At 70.5% G+C, this 18,830-nt stretch carries 14 protein-coding genes and 1 tRNA gene; 10 read left to right on the top strand and 5 right to left on the bottom strand.

The genetic code is table 11. The features are described from left to right. The first annotated feature begins 2 nt into the window (after positions 1-2). The 4 genes from OH802_RS28810 to OH802_RS28795 all read left to right on the top strand — a co-directional run bounded on the left by OH802_RS28810 (position 3) and on the right by OH802_RS28795 (position 4,245). Entirely contained in the window at positions 3-383 is a 381-nt protein-coding gene (locus tag OH802_RS28810; protein ID WP_406023780.1) for an MmcQ/YjbR family DNA-binding protein, read from the top strand. Positions 384-392: 9 nt separating this feature from the next. Next, the gene (locus OH802_RS28805) at positions 393-659 is read left to right on the top strand and encodes a transcriptional regulator (RefSeq protein WP_406023779.1); all 267 of its coding nucleotides are present in this window, start codon (positions 393-395) and stop codon (positions 657-659) included. A 129-nt stretch (positions 660-788) separates the two neighbouring features. Continuing rightward, on the top strand, positions 789-1,373 hold the full coding sequence (locus OH802_RS28800) for a hypothetical protein (protein WP_378818715.1): 585 nt from the start codon (positions 789-791) through the stop codon (positions 1,371-1,373). A 133-nt stretch (positions 1,374-1,506) separates the two neighbouring features. Then, on the top strand, positions 1,507-4,245 hold the full coding sequence (locus OH802_RS28795) for a BTAD domain-containing putative transcriptional regulator (RefSeq protein ID WP_406023778.1): 2,739 nt from the start codon (positions 1,507-1,509) through the stop codon (positions 4,243-4,245). 6 nt (positions 4,246-4,251) lie between these two features. Here the strand turns inward: OH802_RS28795 and OH802_RS28790 are convergent, their stop codons facing one another. Next, entirely contained in the window at positions 4,252-5,877 is a 1,626-nt protein-coding gene (locus tag OH802_RS28790; RefSeq protein ID WP_406023777.1) for a long-chain fatty acid--CoA ligase, read from the bottom strand. A gap of 115 nt (positions 5,878-5,992) precedes the next feature. On the opposite strand from OH802_RS28790, the gene OH802_RS28785 reads away from it, so the two are divergent. Next, on the top strand, positions 5,993-7,060 hold the full coding sequence (locus OH802_RS28785; RefSeq protein WP_406023776.1) for a DUF1152 domain-containing protein: 1,068 nt from the start codon (positions 5,993-5,995) through the stop codon (positions 7,058-7,060). A gap of 6 nt (positions 7,061-7,066) precedes the next feature. Here the strand turns inward: OH802_RS28785 and OH802_RS28780 are convergent, their stop codons facing one another. After that, a complete protein-coding gene (locus OH802_RS28780) occupies positions 7,067-8,497 on the bottom strand; it encodes a PLP-dependent aminotransferase family protein (RefSeq protein WP_406023775.1) in 1,431 nt (476 codons plus the stop codon). Between the two features lie 78 nt (positions 8,498-8,575). Here OH802_RS28780 and OH802_RS28775 point away from each other — a divergent pair, with 78 nt between their 5' ends. Then, the gene (locus tag OH802_RS28775; protein WP_406023774.1) at positions 8,576-9,199 is read left to right on the top strand and encodes a YitT family protein; all 624 of its coding nucleotides are present in this window, start codon (positions 8,576-8,578) and stop codon (positions 9,197-9,199) included. A gap of 22 nt (positions 9,200-9,221) precedes the next feature. On the opposite strand, the gene OH802_RS28770 is transcribed toward OH802_RS28775, so the two are convergent. After that, positions 9,222-9,298: transfer RNA gene (locus OH802_RS28770), tRNA-Arg, on the bottom strand. A 468-nt stretch (positions 9,299-9,766) separates the two neighbouring features. Between OH802_RS28770 and OH802_RS28765 the strand changes: the two genes are divergently transcribed. After that, on the top strand, positions 9,767-11,518 hold the full coding sequence (locus tag OH802_RS28765; RefSeq protein WP_406023773.1) for a hypothetical protein: 1,752 nt from the start codon (positions 9,767-9,769) through the stop codon (positions 11,516-11,518). A 12-nt stretch (positions 11,519-11,530) separates the two neighbouring features. Here OH802_RS28765 and OH802_RS28760 read toward each other — a convergent pair whose 3' ends face one another. After that, positions 11,531-12,172 (bottom strand): N-acetylmuramoyl-L-alanine amidase, encoded by a 642-nt coding sequence (locus OH802_RS28760; RefSeq protein WP_406023772.1) that lies wholly within the window; start codon positions 12,170-12,172, stop codon positions 11,531-11,533. A 247-nt stretch (positions 12,173-12,419) separates the two neighbouring features. Further along, a complete protein-coding gene (locus OH802_RS28755) occupies positions 12,420-13,844 on the bottom strand; it encodes an aminopeptidase P family protein (protein WP_406023771.1) in 1,425 nt (474 codons plus the stop codon). A gap of 124 nt (positions 13,845-13,968) precedes the next feature. On the opposite strand from OH802_RS28755, the gene OH802_RS28750 reads away from it, so the two are divergent. The 3 genes from OH802_RS28750 to OH802_RS28740 are packed head-to-tail and all read left to right on the top strand — an operon-like array spanning position 13,969 to position 18,692. Beyond that, entirely contained in the window at positions 13,969-15,135 is a 1,167-nt protein-coding gene (locus OH802_RS28750) for a PrsW family intramembrane metalloprotease (RefSeq protein ID WP_406023770.1), read from the top strand. Then, positions 15,132-16,997 (top strand): dynamin family protein, encoded by a 1,866-nt coding sequence (locus OH802_RS28745; protein ID WP_406023769.1) that lies wholly within the window; start codon positions 15,132-15,134, stop codon positions 16,995-16,997. The genes OH802_RS28750 and OH802_RS28745 overlap by 4 nt, the downstream gene beginning before the upstream one ends. A 42-nt stretch (positions 16,998-17,039) precedes the next feature. Further along, on the top strand, positions 17,040-18,692 hold the full coding sequence (locus OH802_RS28740) for a GTP-binding protein (RefSeq protein WP_406023768.1): 1,653 nt from the start codon (positions 17,040-17,042) through the stop codon (positions 18,690-18,692). Positions 18,693-18,830: the final 138 nt, after the last annotated feature.

Below are 18,830 nucleotides of genomic sequence, written 5' to 3'. Positions count from 1 at the left end.
GCATGGCTGAGCGTCCTGAGGTCCCCGAGGCGATGGTGGCGCGGCTGAGGGAGATCCTCACCGTGTTCCCGAAGTGCCTCGAGGACGACGCCTGGGTCGGGGTGCGCTGGCGGGTCGGCCAGGCGACGGTCGCGCACGTCTTCGGTGGCGAGGACCAGCTCTTCCGGATCGTGTTCCGGGGCGAGCCCGACGAGGTGGTGGCCTTCGAGCATCTCGGCCACCCGTACTTCAAGGCCGGCTGGGGCGGCAACGTGGTCGGGATGATCCTCGACGACGGCACCGACTGGGACGAGGTCGCCGAGCTCCTGACCGACTCCTACTGCATCCAGGCGCCGGCCAAGCTGGCCGGTCTCGTCGAACGTCCGCCGGTGACAACGGAGTAGGGTCCGCTCGTGCATATCGAGCAGGTCAAGAAGTACGTCGCTTCGTCCCTGCTCTGCTCCGTCGTGATGCTGCACTCCCTGGCGATGGCCGCTTTGGGCGCGACCGGCGCCGACAAAGGTGGCGCGCGCGAGGGTCTTTTCGTGATCTCGGTGCTCCTGGGAGCGGGGGCGGTGGCCGGCGTACGCCTGATCAACAAGCTTCCGCTGGTCACGCCCTGGTTTCTTGTGGCGCCCGTGATTCCGGTGCTCGTCTACTACCTCGTGCTGTGGAAATGACTGCGAAGAGTTGCAGCCTGGATTGGGACTTTAGACCCTAGGCCGAACGCTTGGACTCCGGCATGTTGCCATGGTAAATCAAGGGGAACAATTTCCTTTCCGGAGCAACAAATTTCATAAGGAGTGCGTGTGCGTCGTGTGGCCATGCTGATCCTCGGGGGAGCCGTCGCGGCGGCCGGGGTTGGCTGCGGTTCGGACAGTTCCATCGACTACGGGTTCTACAGCAACAACCATGGTGAGAACCCCGCGATGGAGAAGAAGGTGATCACCGTCGACAGCACCGAGAGGATCGAGCAGAACCAGCAGCTCGGGTTGACGACTGAGGGAACCATCAAGGGCGAAGCACCCGGAATCCTGTTGAGGGTGATCGTGCAGGACGTCTTCGAGACGTCCTTCACGGACGGCACCGAGACCCCGCCGGGGTCGCGCGTGATGGCCGTCGAGATCCAGGTCGTCAACGCCGGGTCGAGGGTCTTCAACGACACCCCGGCCACCGGCACGACGGTCATCGATGCCTCGGGCAAGAAGTACAAGAGCCTGCCCAGCACGGTGACGGTCGACGGCGGCGAGGTGTTCCCGAACCCGTTCGGGCTGCAGCCGCGTGACCAGCGGACGGCCCTGGTGCCGTTCGTCGTCCCGGTCGGGGTGAACATCAAGCAGGTCGGGTTCCAGATCGACAAGGGCGGCGAGAGCGGCCTGTGGCGGGTTCCGTGAGCCAGAACCCCTAAATCTGGATCCAGCACCAACCTCCAAGCAACCTTCTCGCGGCATTACGCGTCACCATCTCTGTGGTGATGAGACGATGTGTCTTCTCGGACGTAATGCTGCGTGGTCAACAGGAGGTGTGGTGCGGGTCCGGGTCCTAGGTGCCGTCGAGCTGGTGTGTGACGACGGCACAGTGCAGAAGCTGTCGCGTACGCGGCGGACTCTGCTTGCCCTGCTGGCGGCCGCGCGCGGAGCGCCGGTCTCCTCGGACCTCCTGGTCGACGAGCTGTGGAGAGGTTCACCCCCGGCGACGGGGGTGAACCTGCTTCACCAGCGCGTCCGTGATCTGCGCCGGGCGCTCGGCGAGGATCGCCGCCACCTGCAGAGCCGGGCGAACGGCTACGCGCTGGTCGGCGCGGACATCGATCAGGCTCGCTTCGAGGAGCTGGTCGAGCAGGGCCGTGCCTCGGCCGAGGCTGGAGATCACGAGCGGGCCAGCATGCTCTTCGACGCTGCCCTGGGGCTGTGGACCGGGGGTGCGTACGGCGCGGTCGGTGAGTCGCCGATGATCGCGACCGAGGCCGCTCGGCTCGAGGAGCTGCGACTGGTCGCCGTCGAGTCCCGGGCCGCCGCTGACCTGGCGCTCGGACGGCAGGCCGCGGTCGTGGCCGACCTGGGACCGGTCGTCCGGGCCAACCCGCTCCGGGAGGGCCTGTGGCTGCTGCTGATGACGGCGCTGTGGCATTCCGGCCGCACGGCGGAGGCCCTGGACGCCTACCAGCGTCTCTTCCGTGTCCTCCGCGACGAGCTCGGGGTCGAGCCGTCCAAGGACGTACGTGACCTGCAGCTGCGGATCATCGAGGGAGACGATCCCGAGCCCGCGCCGGCGCGGACGTACGAGGAGATCGTGCCGCGCCAGCTGCCGCCGGTCGTCGCCGCCTTCGCCGGCCGCGAGGACCATCTGACGATGCTCGACGAGCTGGTCGCGACGGGGAGCGTCGACGAGGGCGGACGGGCCGTGGTGATCTCGGCGATCGCGGGCACGGCGGGGATCGGCAAGACGACGCTGGCGCTCTACTGGGCGCACCGGACCGCTCCCAGCTTCCCGGACGGCCAGGTGTTCGTGAACCTGCGCGGCTTCGACCCGTGCGACGCGCTCGACCCGTTGGACGCGCTCGGGGTGTTGCTCGAGGCGTTCGGGGTGGAGCGATCCCGTCAGCCCCAGGACATCGACGGCCGGGCGGGGCTGCTGCGCAGCAAGCTCGCCGGCAAGCGGGTGCTGCTCGTGCTCGACAACGCCCGCGACAGCGAGCAGGTACGCAGCCTGATCCCCGGCAGCCCGGGGTGTGTGACCCTGGTGACCAGCCGAAACAGGCTCTCCGGCCTGGTCGCGGAGGCCGGTGCGAGTCCGATGGAGCTGGGCCTGCTCAATGACGCCGAGGCCTATGAGCTGCTGGTCGGGCGGCTGGGTGAGGACCGCCTCCTGGCCGAGCCCGAGGCAGTGGAGCGGATCATCGAGCTGTGCGCCTCGTTGCCGCTGACGCTGTCGGTCGTGGCTGCCCGGGCGGCGATCCGGCCGGCCTACTCGCTCGCCGACCTGGCCGAGGAGCTCGGCGAGTCCCGCCTGGACGGGTTCGGCGGCGGGCGTGGTGACCTCCGGGCGACCTTCTCGTGGTCGGTCCAGCACCTGCCCGATGCTGCGGCCGAGCTGTTCCGGCTGATCGGCCTGCATCCCGGGCCGACGCTCACCTGCGTGGCCGCGGCCAGCCTGGCCGGGATCTCCCGAGTGCGGGCCCGCCGCCTGCTCGACGAGCTCACCGAGGCCAACCTGCTGACCGAGGTCGCGCCCGGACGGTTCGTGCTGCACGACCTGCTCCGGGAGTACGCCGCCGACCTCGCCACCCGCGAGCCCGCGGAGGTCCGCGAGGCGGCCGAGCTGCGGATGATCGACCACTACGTCTTCAGCGCCCGGGCGGTGCACAGCGCCTACGACCCGCACCAGCGCCACCTCGATGCGCTGGAGCCGATGCGCGAGGGGGTCACCTCCGAGGTCGTCGGCGACAGCGTCGAGGCGCTGGCCTGGATCGGCACCCAGCTGCCGGTGATCTCCCGGGTGATCGACGTCGCCGTCGCCGGGGGAATCGCGCCCGACCGGATCGTGCTGCTCGTCGGTGCCCTCGAGCGTCTGCTCGACCTCCAGGGACGCTGGATCGAGCTGGCCGCGCTGGCCGAGGCCGCGCTCCCGGGTGTGCGCCGCAGCGTCTCGCAGGGCGGCGACCCGGCTGGGCTCGGCGTCATGCATCGCGCCGCCGGGGCGGCCTGCGGGCGGCTGGGGCGCGTCGAGGACGCCCTCGACCACCTCGGCCGGGCCCTCGATCTGGCGATGGAGTCCGCCGACCTGGTGGGCGAGGGAAAGACCCTGCACCGGCTGGCCACAGTGGCCACGGCCTCCGGCGATCATGCCGGGGCTGCTGCGTACGCGGCTCGGGCGGCGGAGGTCTTCGCTCGCGCGGGCGACCCGATCCGGGCGGCCTGGACGACCGGGCGGCTGGGTCTCTACGAGGCCCTCGACGGTGCGTACGAGGCCGGGCTCCGCCACTGCGAGGCGGCGCTCGCGGAGCTGCGCCGGGTCGCGCCCGGCTACCGCAGCGAGGGCAACGTCATCGCCACCATCGGCTGGATCCACCAGCAGCTCGGCTCCGTCGACGAGGCGGCCGGTCACTTCGAGGAGGCCGTGACCAAGCTCCGTGCCGCCGGTGACCTGCCCGGCCTGGCCGACGCGCTCGGCCACCTGGCCGACGCCCGCGCCGCCCTCGGCAAGGACGAGGACGCCCGCTGCGCGAGGGTCGAGTCCGCCTCGATCCTCGCGCAGCTGGGCTGACCTGCCCTAAGCCGTGGGCAGCTTGTAGTCGGCGTACTCCTCGCGCAGGGTCTTCTTGGAGAACTTCCCGACCGAGGTCTTGGGCACCTCGTCGATGAAGACCACGTCGTCGGGCACCTGCCACTTGCCCAGGTTGTCGGCGAGGTAGCCGAGCAGCTCCTCCTTGGTCACCGACTCGCCGTCCTTGACCACCGCGAAGGCCAGCGGCCGCTCGCCCCACTTCGGGTGCGACACCGCCACGACGGCCGCCTCGGCGATGCTCGGGTGGCCCATGATGAGGTTCTCGATCGCGACGGTCGAGATCCACTCGCCACCCGACTTCACCAGGTCCTTGGTGCGGTCGACGATGCGTACGTAGCCCAGCGGGTCGATCGCGGCGATGTCGCCGGTGCGCAGCCAGCCGTCGGGCGAGAACGACGTCGGTGCGTCGACCTTGTAGTAGCCCGACGCGATCCACGGGCCGCGGCACTCGAGCTCGCCGGTCGTCTCGCCGTCCCAAGGAAGCTCGTCGGTGGTCCCGGGCTCCACGATGCGGAGCTCGACGCCGACGGCCGGGATGCCAGGGGACGTACGGTAGTCGGCCTTCTCCTCCTCGGAGAGGTCCGTGATCTCGGCGCGCTCGTTGTACACGCTGCCGAGCGGCGACATCTCGGTCATGCCCCACGCCTGGGTGATCGGCAGGCCGATCGCCTCGCGCCAGGCCTCCGAGAGCGACTTCGGCACCGCGGAGCCGCCGCAGATGACCACGCGCAGCGAGGAGAGATCGGCGTCCTTGAGCAGGGGGACCATGCCCATCCAGATCGTGGGTACGCCGGCCGCGATCGTCACCTTCTCGGCCTCGAGGAGCTTGATGATGCCGGCGGGCGAGAGGTCGGGACCGGGCAGGATCAGGTTGGCGCCGGCCAGCAGCGAGGAGTGGGCGAAGCCCCAGCCGTTGGCGTGGAAGAAGGGCACCACCGGAAGCACGCGGTCGCGGTCGTTGGTGCCGAAGAGGGTGCCGGCCAGAGAGGCCAGGGCGTGCAGGTACTGCGAGCGATGGGTGTAGACGACGCCCTTCGGGTTGCCGGTCGTGCCGGAGGTGTAGCAGATCCCGGCAGCGGTGCGCTCGTCGGTGACCCGGCCCTCGATCACCGCCTCCTCGGCGTCGGCCATCAGCTCCTCGTAGGAGACGACCCGCGGGTCGTCGGGGAGCGGGGTCGGCGCCCCGTCGTCCATCACGACGACGTGCTTGAGCGTGGTCAGCTGGGCGAGAAGCGGAGCCAGCAGACCGAGCAGCGACCGGTCCACGAAGACGGCCTCGTCCTCGGCGTGGTTGAAGGTGTAGACGAGCTGCTCGGGGAAGTAGCGGATGTTGCCCGTGTGCAGCACCCGGCCGGTGCAGGGGACGGAGTAGTAGAGCGCGAGGTGGCGCAGGGTGTTCCACGCGAAGCTCGCCACCCGGCCGTCCTCGGAGATGCCGAGCCGGTCGAGGACGGTGGCCTGCTTGCGTACCTCCACGGCCAGGTCCTTGAACGTGTTGCGCTCCAGACCTGTGGCGGTCTTGGTGACGATCTCCCGCGTCGGGAAGACGCGCTCGGCGCGCCGGATGATCGTGTCGATGGTCAGCGGTGCGTCCTGGATCAGTCCTTGCATGCTGCACATCGTGACCCAACGTGGCGTGGGTCACAACGAGTTCGCGCGAACTTCTTGTCAGGCGATGCGGCTGACCAGGTGGCGCGCCGGGTGCCCAGCGGTCAGAATCGTCTGCGTGAGCACTCTCTTCGTCGCGGCCGGTGGTGGGGGTGATGCGCTCGGTGTGCTCCTGGCGCGCCGGGTCCTCGAGCCCGAGATGGACGACGGCGATGTGTTCGTGTCTACCTGCGCCTGGGAACGGCTCCGGATCGACCCGGTGCCTGGCCCACGCTCGCGTGGCGACTTCATCGGGCTCCGCCTGGTCGATGGCGTCCGCGCGGAGATATCGACCACGACGGACACCCTTCCTCCGGGCCGGTCCGTGCTGCCGCGGCTTGCCGGCGACGTCGACGCGCGCCTCTTCCTGCACGACCTCGCGGACGGTGCGGTCGGACTCGCCGAGCAGCTCCAGCATCTCGCTCGGGCCCTCGGTGCCGACTCGCTCACGGTCGTCGACGTCGGTGGTGACGTGGTCGCCCGGGGAGACGAGCCCGGCCTGCTGAGCCCGTTGGCCGACTCGCTCACGCTGGCGGCGGCGATGCGCAGCGGCCTGCCGGTGCGGCTCGCCGTCGTCGGCCCCGGTGTGGACGGGGAGCTCCCCGCGGAGCAGGTGATCGCCATCCTCGGAGGGCTCGGTGGGACCCAGGTGGGAACGCTGGGGCCCCCGGACGTGGACCGGGTCGGCGACTCGCTCGGCTGGCACCCCACCGAGGCGACGACGCTGGCCGCGGCAGCCGCGCGCGGCCTTCGGGGCGCCGTGGAGATGAGACGAGGACAGACCCCCGTCCCGGTGAGCGAGGCGAGTGCGACCGTGTGGCGCCTCGATGCCGTCGTGACGTACGACTTCCCGCTGGCCGAGGCGCTGATCAACACCCGCTCCCTGGGGAGCGCCGAGACGATCATCCGCGGCATCACCACCGTCGACGAGCTCGACTACGAGCGGCGACGGGCGCGGGAACGTCGCGAGATCCCATCGCGGACCGTGACCGCTGCCGACATCGCGAACGCGAGCCTCGCCCGAGGGGCCTCGCACATCACCACTCGCCGGCTCCTGGAGGCGACGAGCGGGGACGTACCGAGCTATGAGTCGGCACGCTTCGACGGGCTCGGGCTGTGGGCCTTGGACGCCCTCGCCCGGGGCTGAGTCCGGTCAGACGACGGCCTCGGAGGTGGTGAGGGCCAGAGCCGGGGTGGAGGCGGCGCGCGGCCAGACCTCGGCGAGGATCTCGACCCCGCGCCGGACGAGCTCGGGGCGGGGCGTGATCGCCAGCCGCAGGTGGCGCTCGTAGGCGCCGTCGACCCCGAACCTGGGCCCGGCGGTGACGAGCAGTCCGTGGGGGCGTGCGGCGAGAGTGAGCTGGGAGCTGACCGGCGCGGGCAGGCCGACCCAGGCGGAGAGGCCGCCGTCGATACGCGGTGGCAGCTCCCAGTCGGGAAGGTGCTCGCGCATCGCGTGGTAGAGCGCGGCGCGGCCGGCGGCGAGCTGCGCGGCGCGCTCCTCGAGGATCTCGGGCAGATGCCGGAACAGGATCGTGGTGACCAGCTGCTCCCAGATCGGGGTGCCGAGGTCGGTGGCCGAGCGGCCGCTGGCGATCTGGGTCAGCAGCACCGGGTCGGCGCGGATCCAGCCGACCCGCAGCCCGCCCCACAGCATCTTGCTCGCCGAGCCGATGTGGACGACGCGGGCCTGGTGCTCGCCGGCCATCGCGGCCAGCGGCGGGAACGTGTGAGGGCGGTCGATGTTCAGCTCGGCCGTGGTGTCGTCGGCCACGAGGAGGGTGTCGACCTTCGCCGCGGCGTACAGCAGGCGGAGCCGGTCCTCGGTCGACATCGAGCGAGACGTCGGGTTGTGGAAGTCGGGCATGACGTACGCCATCACCGGGGTGGTCCGGGCGATGGCCGCCTCCATCGCCGGCATGTCCCAGCCGGCGTCGGTGGTCACCGGACTCGTGATGATCCGGGCTCCGGCGAGGCTCAGGGCGTCGTACGCATTGGGGTAGGACGGGCTCTCGGCGTAGGCCCGGTCGCCGCGGCTGATCACGGTGCGGGCGAGCAGGGCGATCGCGCTCTGGCCACCGGTGGTCACCATGATCTGGTCGGGGTCGGTCGGCAGGCCGCGATCGGTGTAGCGCGCCGCGATCTCGGCGCGGAGCTCCTCGATGCCCCACAGTGTGTAGCCGGGGCCGGTCATGTGGTCGGCCAGCCGTCGGGTCGCCTCGACCGCGGCCTCCGGGAGCCGCCGGGTGGCGGGCAGGGTGGCCCTGACCAGGTCGATCTCGCCGCCCTCGGTGAACGAGTCGGGTGCGGTGGGTGGGAGCTTCGTCGTCGTACCCGACCCCTGGACGCTCAGGGCGTACCCGTGCTCACGCAGGCGCCGGTAGGCGGCCGTGATCGTGGTGCGGCTCAGCATCAGCCGCTCGGAGAGCTCGCGCTCGGAGGGGAGACGTACGTCGGCGGAGAGTCGGCCGTCGATCAGCAGCAGCTGGATCCGTTCGGCGAGGTTCTCGTACGCCGGGCCCTCCCCTTGCCACTGACCGAGCAGGCCAGCGAGCGCAGTGGCACCGATTCTTCCGCGAGGCATGAGGCCACCTTACCGCGATTGGCTTCTTTACCTTCGATTGGACCCGTGATTGGCTTTGCAATCGTGAAGGATCTCTCTGTGAAGTCGCTCTCCTGGTTGATAACTGGACTCTTCCTCTACGGCATCGCACTCGCCATGCTCGTGCAGGGCTCGCTGGGCCTGGCGCCCTGGAACACGCTGGCATCGGGACTCGTCGAGATCACCGGGATCTCCTTCGGGATGATGACCAACCTGATCGGGCTCGTCGTCCTGCTCCTCTGGATCCCGCTGCGACAGCGGCCCGGCGTCGGCACCGTGCTGAACGTCCTGCTCGTCGGCACCTCGGCGGAGATCGGCCTCTGGCTGCTTCCGCAGCCGTCGGACCTGGTTGCCCAGGTGGCGCTCTTCAGCGGCGGCCTGCTCCTGCTGGCCGCGGCGACCGGGATCTACATCGCGCCCGGTCTCGGCCCGGGCCCGCGCGACGGCCTGATGACCGGCCTGCACGAGCGGACCGGCGCCCCGGTCTGGCTCTGCCGTGCGGGCGTCGAGATCACCGTGCTGGCGATCGGCTGGCTCCTCGGCGGAATGGTCGGCATCGGCACGGTCGCCGAGGCGCTGCTCATCGGTCCGATGGTGCACCGCACCCTGCCGTTCTTCCGGACCCTGTACGCCGGGCGGCCGGATGCTGCGGCGGTCGCCGCCGAAACACGCGCGAGTGCATGATTTAACCCACACGAATTTCCTGTGGCGCCCCCGACAGGATTCGAACCTGTGACCGTCGGATTAGAAGGCCGATGCTCTATCCAGCTGAGCTACGGAGGCGTGGCCTGTGTGAGCACCCCGCTGGAAGGGGGTTTGCGCAGGCCGCGCACGATCTTACCGGTGCCCGTATCCCTTGTGTGCATCGGAATCCGAAACGCTGGCCGGAGTGTTACCAAGGTGTGGGGGGTATTTGGGTGCACTGTCCCCGCACTGTCGACGTGAGTGTCCGATTGGCGGACCACGAGGGTTCGAGACTGGGCCCGATCATCGGTAAGGTCCCCGGACATGACTATGGAGTCCATGTGCACCTCGTGCGGTGCAGCCGTCACCGGTATGCGCTTCTGCACAGGTTGTGGGACCCCCGTCAGAAGCGCTCATCAGCCGCCGTCGCAGGGTGCACCGGAGCCGGTCGCACCGCCGCGACTGCCGCAGCGGGGTGCCGATCCTGAGCAGGGTGGTCTGTCGTTGCCGAGGCGTGGGCAGGGAGCTGCTGCGCCCGCGCCCGAGGCCGACACGGAGCCGGCCCCGTTGCCGCTCGAGCAGGTCAGGCGTACGCCGGGGGCCTCGATGGCGCCCCAGCTGAGCATGACCACGCCCAGCGGTGAGCAGCCGGCCTTCGGTGGTGGCATGGCCCCGCCGCCGGCAGGTTCGGACGGTGGTGGCCTGTTCGGGCTGGCGGCGCGTACGCCGAAGTTCGAGCCGGAGCTCGCCACCCAGTCGCAGTCGCTCTTCCTGCCCAAGCGAAAGAAGGTCGCGGAGGAGCCCGAGTCGACCCCTGAGCCGGAGCCCGTGCCTGAGCCGGAGGCACAGGCGGCCGCGCCGGCGCCGCTCCCGGATCTGCCGACGCGGCCGGCGGCACACGAGCGCGCGCCCGAGCCGCCCGCCCCCGCGCCGCAGATGCCGGAACCGCAGGTGCCGCAGATCCCGGAGCCCATGGCCGCGCCTCCGCTGCCCGAGCGTCCGGCCGCGGCGTACCACCAGAGCGCGGAGCACCCGACCTTCGTCGAGCCCGCCCCGCAGTTCGGCGGGCCGGCCCCCGAGGCGGCCTACGAGGCGACTCACGAGGCGATGCCGCCGGTCGAGCGACGCCAGCCCGAGCCGGCTCGTCCCGACGAGACCCAGGTCGCGATGAGCCCACGGTTCGACGCCGTCGACGAGGAGGCCTCCGGGGGCACCCGTCCGCGTGACGAGTTCGAGCAGTTCGCGCCGCCGCAGCCGCAGTTCGACGCCCCGGCGCCGGAGTCGCGCTACGACGACGGCCAGCCCGAGTTCGGCCAGCCCGACCAGGGCCAGCAGGCTCCGACGTACGGCGACCCCGCCTACGCCCCGCTCGCGCCGCAGCTCGAGCCGGACCAGGCCCAGTGGTCGCAGGGCTACGACCAGCCCTACGACCAGCCGTACGGCCAGGGCCCCGACCAGGGCTTCGACCAGGCGTACGAGCAGCCCTACGGCCAGCCGCAGGACCGGTCCCAGGACGAGTTCGGCCAGCCGTACGGTGACCCCTACGGCCAGAACCCCTACACCGACGCCACCCTCGTCGGGCAGCCGCCGGTCGGCGGTGGGCCCAACACCCCGGCACCGCCGCCGATGGCGCCGCAGGGCTACGACCCGTACGGGAACGGCTACGACGCCCGCTACGAGCCGCAGCGCGGTCAGGGCGGTCAGGGCAAGGGACCTGGTGGTCTCGACCTGAAGCGCTGGGGCCTGATCGTCCTCGCGCTGGCCGTCGTGGTCGCGATCATCGCCTTCGTCATCGGCCTGATCAACAGCAACGGCGACGACGCCAACGCCGAGACCGGCTCCGCCACGGGCGCCACCACGGCCGAGGGCGGTGCCGCGGCCGAGGCCAAGAAGATCGACGACCTCATCAAGACCTCGGCCAAGGACAAGGCGGCCATCGGTGCCGCTCAGGCCGACCTCGAGGCCTGCGAGAACATCGACGAGGCGATCCAGACCTTCCAGGACGCCGCGGCCTCCCGCGAGAAGCTGGCTGCGGATGTCGCCAAGATCGACACCGCCGTACTCCCGGGGTCGCGGAAGCTCGTCAAGAACCTCGAGTCCGCGTGGATGACCTCGCAGAACGCCGACCTGGCCTTCGCCGCCTGGGGCGAGAAGCGCAAGGTCAACGCCGACGGCGAGTGCGTGGGCGGCAAGGGCAAGCTGGAGAAGGCGACCACGCTCAGCCTGGCCAGCCATGACCCGAAGAAGGCGGCGGCCAAGGCGTGGGGGCCGATCGCGGAGGAGTACAACCTCGAGCCCGTCGAGTGGACGAAGCTCTGAGCTGACCTGAGCTCAGCGTGCGCGGAGGTACGCCGCCATCGCCCGTTTGATGGCGGCGGCCGTCCGCGCCTGGAACCGGTCCGACTTCAGCAGGCGCGCGTCCTCGGGGTTGCGCATGTTGCCGGTCTCGAGCAGCACCTGCGGCACCGTGGTGAGGTTGAGGCCGGCCAGGTCGTCGCGCTCCACGAACCCGCCCGCACCGAGGTAGGAAGCCAGCGGCATCCCGGTCTTCCGCATCTCGGTGCGGAGCAGCTGGGCGTAGCTTCGCGAGGGCTCGACGACCTCGTCGTTGGTGCCCGACGGCACCGGGATCAGCAGCGAGTAGCCCCGCTCGGAGGCGGCCGCGCCGTCGGCGTGGATGTCGATCGCGACGTCGGCCTTCGCGTCGTTGATGATCTTCGCCCGCTCGTCGATGCACGGCCCGACCCCGTCGTTGCTGTCGCGGGTCATGACCACCTTCGCGCCGGACTCGCGCAGATCGGCTGCGAGCTTCGTGGCCACGGCCCAGGTGAAGTCGGTCTCCGGGTAGCCGTCGTCGGTCGCGGTGCCCGTCGTGTTGCACGGGCTCTGCGAGCGCCCGTTCCACACCGGCTCGTTGATCACCTCCGGCGCGCCCGCGTTGCCGCCGTTGTGGCCCGGGTCGATCCCGACCACCGCTCCCTCGAAGACGTCGTCCGATCCGCTCGAGGCGGAGGGGGACGGGGACGCCGTCGCTGATGGCGATGCAGCGGGCTGCTGCCGCGGCGTACTTCCTGGACTGCACGCCATCAGAGCCGAGGCCAGGGCGAGGCAGCCGGCCACGGCGGCTGCTGACCGAGGTAACTCGGTCAGCAGCCACTGCCCTCGTGGAACTCCACGAGGGAAGCGCGACTCGACTGAGTTACCTCGGTCAGCATTCACGTCACAGATGCTGACCCATCCACGCCTCGACGTCGTCGGCCGTACGCGGCAGGCCGGCGGAGAGGTTCACGGAGCCGTCCTTGGTGACGACGATGTCGTCCTCGATGCGGATGCCGATGCCGCGCAGCTCCTCGGGGACGAGCTTGTCCTCCTTCTGGAAGTAGAGGCCCGGCTCGACGGTGAGGACCATGCCCTCCTGCAGCGGTCCCTCGATGTAGGCCTCCTTCGATGCGGAGGCGCAGTCGTGGACGTCGAGGCCGAGCATGTGGGAGACGCCGTGAAGGGTCCAGCGGGAGTAGGTCTTGTTGTCCTCGGAGAGCGCCTCGTCGACCGAGACGGGCAGCAGACCGAGGTCGTCGAGGCCGTGGGCGAGGATCTCCATGGCGGCGAAGTGGCCGGCCCGGAAGGTCACGCCCGGGCGGATCGCCTCGATGCCGGCCTGCTGGGCCTTGTAGACGAGCTCGTAGAGGTTGCGCTGCAGCGGCGTGAACGTCCCGGAGATGGGAAGGGTGCGGGTGATGTCGGCGGTGTAGAGGTTGTGGCCCTCGACGCCCATGTCGAGCAGCACCAGCTCACCGGGGACGATCGGGCCGTCGTTGTCGATCCAGTGCAGCGTGGTGGCGTGGGAGCCGCCGCCGACGATCGAGTCGTAGCCGAGGTCGTTGCCCTCCGCGCGGGCGCGGCGGAAGAAGGTGCCCTCGATCCAGCGCTCTCCGTGCTTCAGGACCTGGTCCCACTCGCGCACCGCGTCGGTGAAGCCCCGCACGGTGATGTCGCAGGCCTCCTTGAGCTCGCCGAGCTCCCACTCGTCCTTGATCAGGCGCAGCTCGGAGAGCGCCTTGGCGAACTCCTCGTCGCGGGAGGCCTCGGCCGGGGCGACCAGCTTGTCGACGTCGGCAGAGACTCCGCGGAGTACGCGGGTCGGGGTGCTGCCGGAGAGGTCGGACTCGAGCTGGTCGACGTGGCGTACCTCGATGCCCAGCGAGTCGGAGAGCTCACGGGCCGAGGGACGCGCACCGGCCCAGAGCGCGCCGTACTGACGGTCGCGGAAGAACTCGTCGGTGTCGCGGCCGCTGCGCGGGCGGGCGTACAGGACCGAGGTGCCGTCCGGCTCGATCACGACGACGGCGTCGGAGGTCTGGTTGCCGGTCAGGTGCACGTGCGCCGTGTCGGCGCGGAAGCGGTAGTCGGTGTCGTTGGCGCGGACCTTGTAGGTGCCGGCCGGGACGACCAGGCGCTCACCCGGGAAGATGCCCGAGAGGCGCTCTCGGCGGGCGGCCGCCCACGGCGTGATCGGATGCTCGGGAACCTCGACCTCGCGGTCGTCCCAGCCCTCCCTCATGAACTTGGACCACGCCTCCGGAACCGTCTGGTCGTGGCTCTCGGTGTGGTCGTCTGCAGGAGTGGGGGCGCCATTGTCCGTCATACCGGAATCGTACGCCGCGCCGAATCGACAACGCTCGTGAGTTCCCAGGCTACGCGGGTGGCGGGGACGTCTCGATCGGTGTCGGGTCGCGCGTGCGGTCCGCACGCCCGATAGTCTGGCGCGCATGGGGGCGATCCCGAAGGATCCGACGAGAAGCAACCGCACGTTCACCATCGTGGTGGGCGTGCTTGTCGTGCTGACCTCTTTGCCGGTGCTCGGCATCGTTCTGCTCAGCACCAGCGTCGTCAACGACCATCTTGCCCCGACCGGCGCGATCCTGGGAGTGCTCTTCGCGGCCATCCCGGTGGTGCCGCTGGTCTATGCCTTCCTGTGGCTGGACCGCTACGAACCCGAGCCGAAGTCGCTGCTCGCGCTCGGCCTGGGGTGGGGCGCCTTCGTCGCGGTCGCCGCCGCGCTGATCGTGCAGAGCGTCGGGGCCCTGCTCGCCGGGTGGAGCCAGCCGACCCAGCTCGCGATCGTGGCTCCGGTCACCGAGGAGGCGGCCAAGGGGCTGTTCCTCTTCGTGCTCCTGGTCTGGCGCCGCCACCTCCTCGACGGGGTGCTCGACGGGATCGTCTACGCCGGCATGGTCGGCATCGGCTTCGCCTTCACCGAGAACATCCTCTACCTGGGCGGCACCTACAACGGCACGCCCGGCATGGGCGACAGCTCCACGGGACACATCGGTGAGTTCACCGCCGTCTTCGTGATGCGCTGCCTGTTCAGCCCCTTCGCGCACCCGCTCTTCACCGCCTTCACCGGCATCGGTATCGGCATCGCGGTGGTGACGCGCAAGCGCTGGCTGAAGGTCGTGGCGCCGCTGCTGGGCTACGCCATCGCGGTGCTCGCCCATGGCACCTGGAACGGCTCGACACTGCTCTATGACGGGGCCGGCTTCCTGCTGGCGTACGTCGTGGTGATGGTGCCCGCGTTCGTCTCGATGGTGGTCTTCGCGGTGTGGCGGCGAAAGTCCGAGCGCATCGTGCTGACCCGGTCGCTGACCGACGCCGCCCAACGCGGGCTGATTCCCTACACCGACATCGGCTGGGTGGTCGATCTGCGGCGTCGGGAGCAGGCGCGGAGGTTCGCGTCGACCCACGGAGGGGCTCAGGGGGTTGCGGCCATGCGTGAATACCAGCAGGCTGCCATCGAGCTCGGATACTTGCACTGGCGATTCCTGCGCGGCAACCCGCCGCCAGACTTCGCCGCCCGGGGGAGGGCATACGTTGACCGCATCAGTGAGGTACGTCCACACATCGCGTTCCCGAGCGGGCAGGTGATGATCGGATGAGTGACGAACACAGACACGACGACAACGCGCCGGAGCAGGCTCCTGAGACGCGGCCGGCGGCCTACGAGGCGCTGACGGCGGGGATGCTCGCGGAGAAGCCGACCACTGAGTTCGAGGCCGCCCGGGCCGAGATCGAGGCGTCCGGCGGCGAGAGCAACCGGATGGTGACCTCGCTCATCCAGCTCCACCAGGCGCTGACCGAGGTCACCCTGCCGCTGGACCTACCCGGCGCCGACGAGCAGCGGGCCGCCCGGCAGAACATGGTCGAGCAGCTCGAGGACTACGTCATCCCGCGGATGATGACGATCGACGCGCCGCTCCTCGCGGTCGTCGGCGGCTCCACGGGCGCCGGCAAGTCGACGCTGGTGAACTCGCTGGTCGGCACCAAGGTGACCACTCCGGGGCTGCTGCGGCCGACGACCCGCTCGCCGGTGCTGGTGCACAACCCCGAAGACGGCCGCTGGTTCGGCCAGGACCGCCTGCTTCCCGAGCTGGAGCGGGTCAACCACCCGACCAACGACCCCGGCGCGCTGCAGCTGGTCGCCAGCGACCGACTCCACCCCGGCCTGGCGATCCTGGACGCGCCCGACGTCGACTCGGTCGAGGAGGCCAACCGGGTGCTCGCGGCCGAGCTGCTCGCCGCGGCCGACCTGTGGGTCTTCGTCACCTCGGCCGCACGCTACGCCGACCAGGTGCCCTGGGAGTTCCTCCAGCTCGCCGCCAACCGCTCCACCGCGGTGGCAGTGGTGCTCGACCGCACTCCGACCGAGGCCGTCCAGACCGTCGCCGGCCACCTGGCCCGGATGCTCGCCTCGCGCGGGCTCAAGGACTCACCGCTCTTCATCGTCCACGAGGGCGAGGTCTCCGAGCACGGGCTGCTGCCGGCCGAACACGTCGCCGAGGTACGCGCCTGGCTCGACATGCTCGCCGACGACGCCACCGCGCGACACCAGGTCGTCACCCAGACCCTCGACGGTGCGGTGCGGGCGTTGACCCTTGAGGTCCACCCGATCGCCGACACCGCGGACGGTCAGGGAGAGGCCGCGCAGCGGCTGCGTACCGATGCGGACATGGCCTACGACGAAGCGCTCAGGTCGATCATGGCGGCGACCGCCGACGGGACGCTGCTGCGCGGCGAGGTGCTCGCGCGCTGGCAGGAGTTCGTCGGCAGCGGCGAGATCCTCAAGGCGCTCGAGACGAAGGTGGGGATGCTTCGCGACAAGATCCTCGGCTCGATCAAGGGCAAGCCGCAGCAGGCCGAACGGGTGACCGCGGCCGTGCAGGGTGGCCTGGAGATGCTGACCCTGGAGCAGTGCGAGGCAGCTGCCGAGAGGGCAGAGGCGGCCTGGCAGATGAGTCCTGCGGGACGCGGGCTGCTCGCCGCCGGCCCCGCCGACCTCGGCCGCGCCTCGCGTGCGCTGCGGCCCAAGGCCGAGCGTGCGGTGCGCGACTGGCAGCAGGACGTGCTCGACATGGTCCGCAGCGAGGGTCAGGACAAACGTACGACCGCGAAGTTCCTCTCCTACGGGGTCAACGGCCTCGGCGTCGCGCTGATGGTGGTCGTCTTCGCCTCCACCGGCGGAGCGCTCGTCGGTGCCGAGGTGGGCATCGCCGGCGGCACCCTCCTGCTCGGCCAGAAGCTCTTGGAGGCGGTCTTCGGCGACCAGGCCGTGCGCGGGCTCGCGTCTCGGGCGCGCAAGGCGCTGGAGGTACGCATCGTGGGGCTCGTCGACGAGGAGCGTGCGCGCTACACGGGTCAGGTCGACGCGCTGCAGATCGACCATGGTGCACCGGAGCGACTGCGGCACGCTGCGCGGAAGGTCGGCGACGCCCGTTTCGCCAGCCAGCGCGGCGATGGCTGAGACTTGTCAGACTGAAACATTTCAGGAAGGTAAGGGGGATCATTGAGCGGCCTGCTCGAAGGTGCAAAGAACCTGGTCAGCCGAGGTGGAGATCTCGGCGATCGGCTGGACGGACTGACCGCTGCGACCGTGGCGGCGACGGGGCGCCTCGACGACGGACTCGTCGAGGACGCGCGCGCCGTGGTCAACAAGGCTCAGGGACGCCTCAAGCTCTCCGCCGACCACACGGTCGTCGGGGTCGCGGGGGCGACCGGTTCGGGTAAGTCGTCCACGTTCAACGCCCTGACCGGGCTGGAGCTCTCCGCCGTCGGTGTCCGTCGCCCGACCACCTCCTGGGCGACCGCCTGCGTGTGGGGTTCGGAGGGTGCTCAGGAGCTCCTCGAGTGGCTGGGCATCCCCGAGCGTCACCAGACCACCCGCGACTCGATGCTCGACACCCGCCGTGAGGGGCACGAGCTCGACGGCGTGGTGCTGCTCGACCTGCCCGACCACGACTCCACCGAGGTCTCCCACCATCTCGAGGTCGACCGGCTGGTCGAGCTCGCCGACATGCTGGTGTGGGTGCTGGACCCGCAGAAGTACGCCGACGCGGCCATCCACGACCGCTACCTGCAGCCGCTCCGGACCCACTCCGAGATCATGGTCGTGGTGCTCAATCACATCGACCGCGTTCCCGAGGACCGTCGTGAGTCGATGCTGGGTGACGTACGCCGCCTGCTCGACCAGGACGGGCTGCGCAACGTCCCGGTGATCCCGGTCTCGGCCAAGCTCGGCTGGGGGATCCCGCAGCTCAAGACCGAGATCGCCCAGCGGGCCGCGGCGAAGCGGGCCAACAAGTCCAGGCTCTCCGCCGACATCAAGACCGCTGCCGTGAAGCTCGCCAAGGCGTCCGGTGACGCCAAGCCGCGTTCCCTGGCCAAGCCCCGGGTGGAGGCCCTCGAGGACGCCATCTCCGAGGCCGCCGGGGTGCCGACAGTGGTGGACGCGGTCGAGCGGTCCGTACGCACCCGGGCCAGTGCGGCCACGGGCTGGCCGCTGGTCTCGTGGGTCTCCCGGCTGAGGCCGGATCCGTTGAAGCGGCTTCACCTGGCGCTGGGGGAGGAGGCGACCCAGCTGGCCGGGCGCGCCCGGACCTCGCTGCCGCAGACCACCGCCGTCGAGCGCGCGCGGGTCGACACCGAGGTGCGTCAGCTGGCCGACGAGGCCGGCGCCGGGCTCGCCTCGCCGTGGCGCGACGCGATCCGACGGGCATCGGTCTCGCGGATGGATGACCTCGCCGACAGGCTCGACGCCTCGGTCGGTGGAGTCGACCTGAACGCCGAGCGGCTGCCGCTGTGGACCGGTCTGGTCAAGGCTCTCCAGTGGCTCCTCATCATCCTCGCCACCGTCGGGCTGGTGTGGTCGATAGCGCTGCTTCTCTCCGGAGCCGCTCAGATCGGCGACGTGACGCCCTCTGTTGCCGGGGTCGAGCTGCCGTACGTCCTCTTCATCGGGGGCGTCGGGCTCGGGCTGGTGCTGTGGGCCGTGTGCCATCTGCTGGTGATCAGCACCGCTCGACGGCGGGCGCGGGCGGCCGATGCGCGGCTGCGTACGGCGGTCGCCGACGTGTCCCGTGAGCTCGTCGTCGACCCGATCGAGACGGAGCTGGCCGCCTACACCGCCCTTCGGCACGGGGTGGCCAAAGCGCTGCGCTGACCGGTCTGCGGGCCGATCACTGTCCACAGGCACGGTTCGATCCGGGGTTGTCCACAGGCGGACGTACGCCGCCCGGAACTGTCGGTGGTCGAGCGCAGGGTTGTCTCCGAGGCCCGCATCAGGCGGGCGTGAACACTG

Origin of the sequence: Nocardioides sp. NBC_00850, assembly GCF_045207335.1 — a bacterium.
GTDB lineage: Bacteria > Actinomycetota > Actinomycetes > Propionibacteriales > Nocardioidaceae > Nocardioides.
This window is presented reverse-complemented; position numbering and strand designations above follow the sequence as displayed.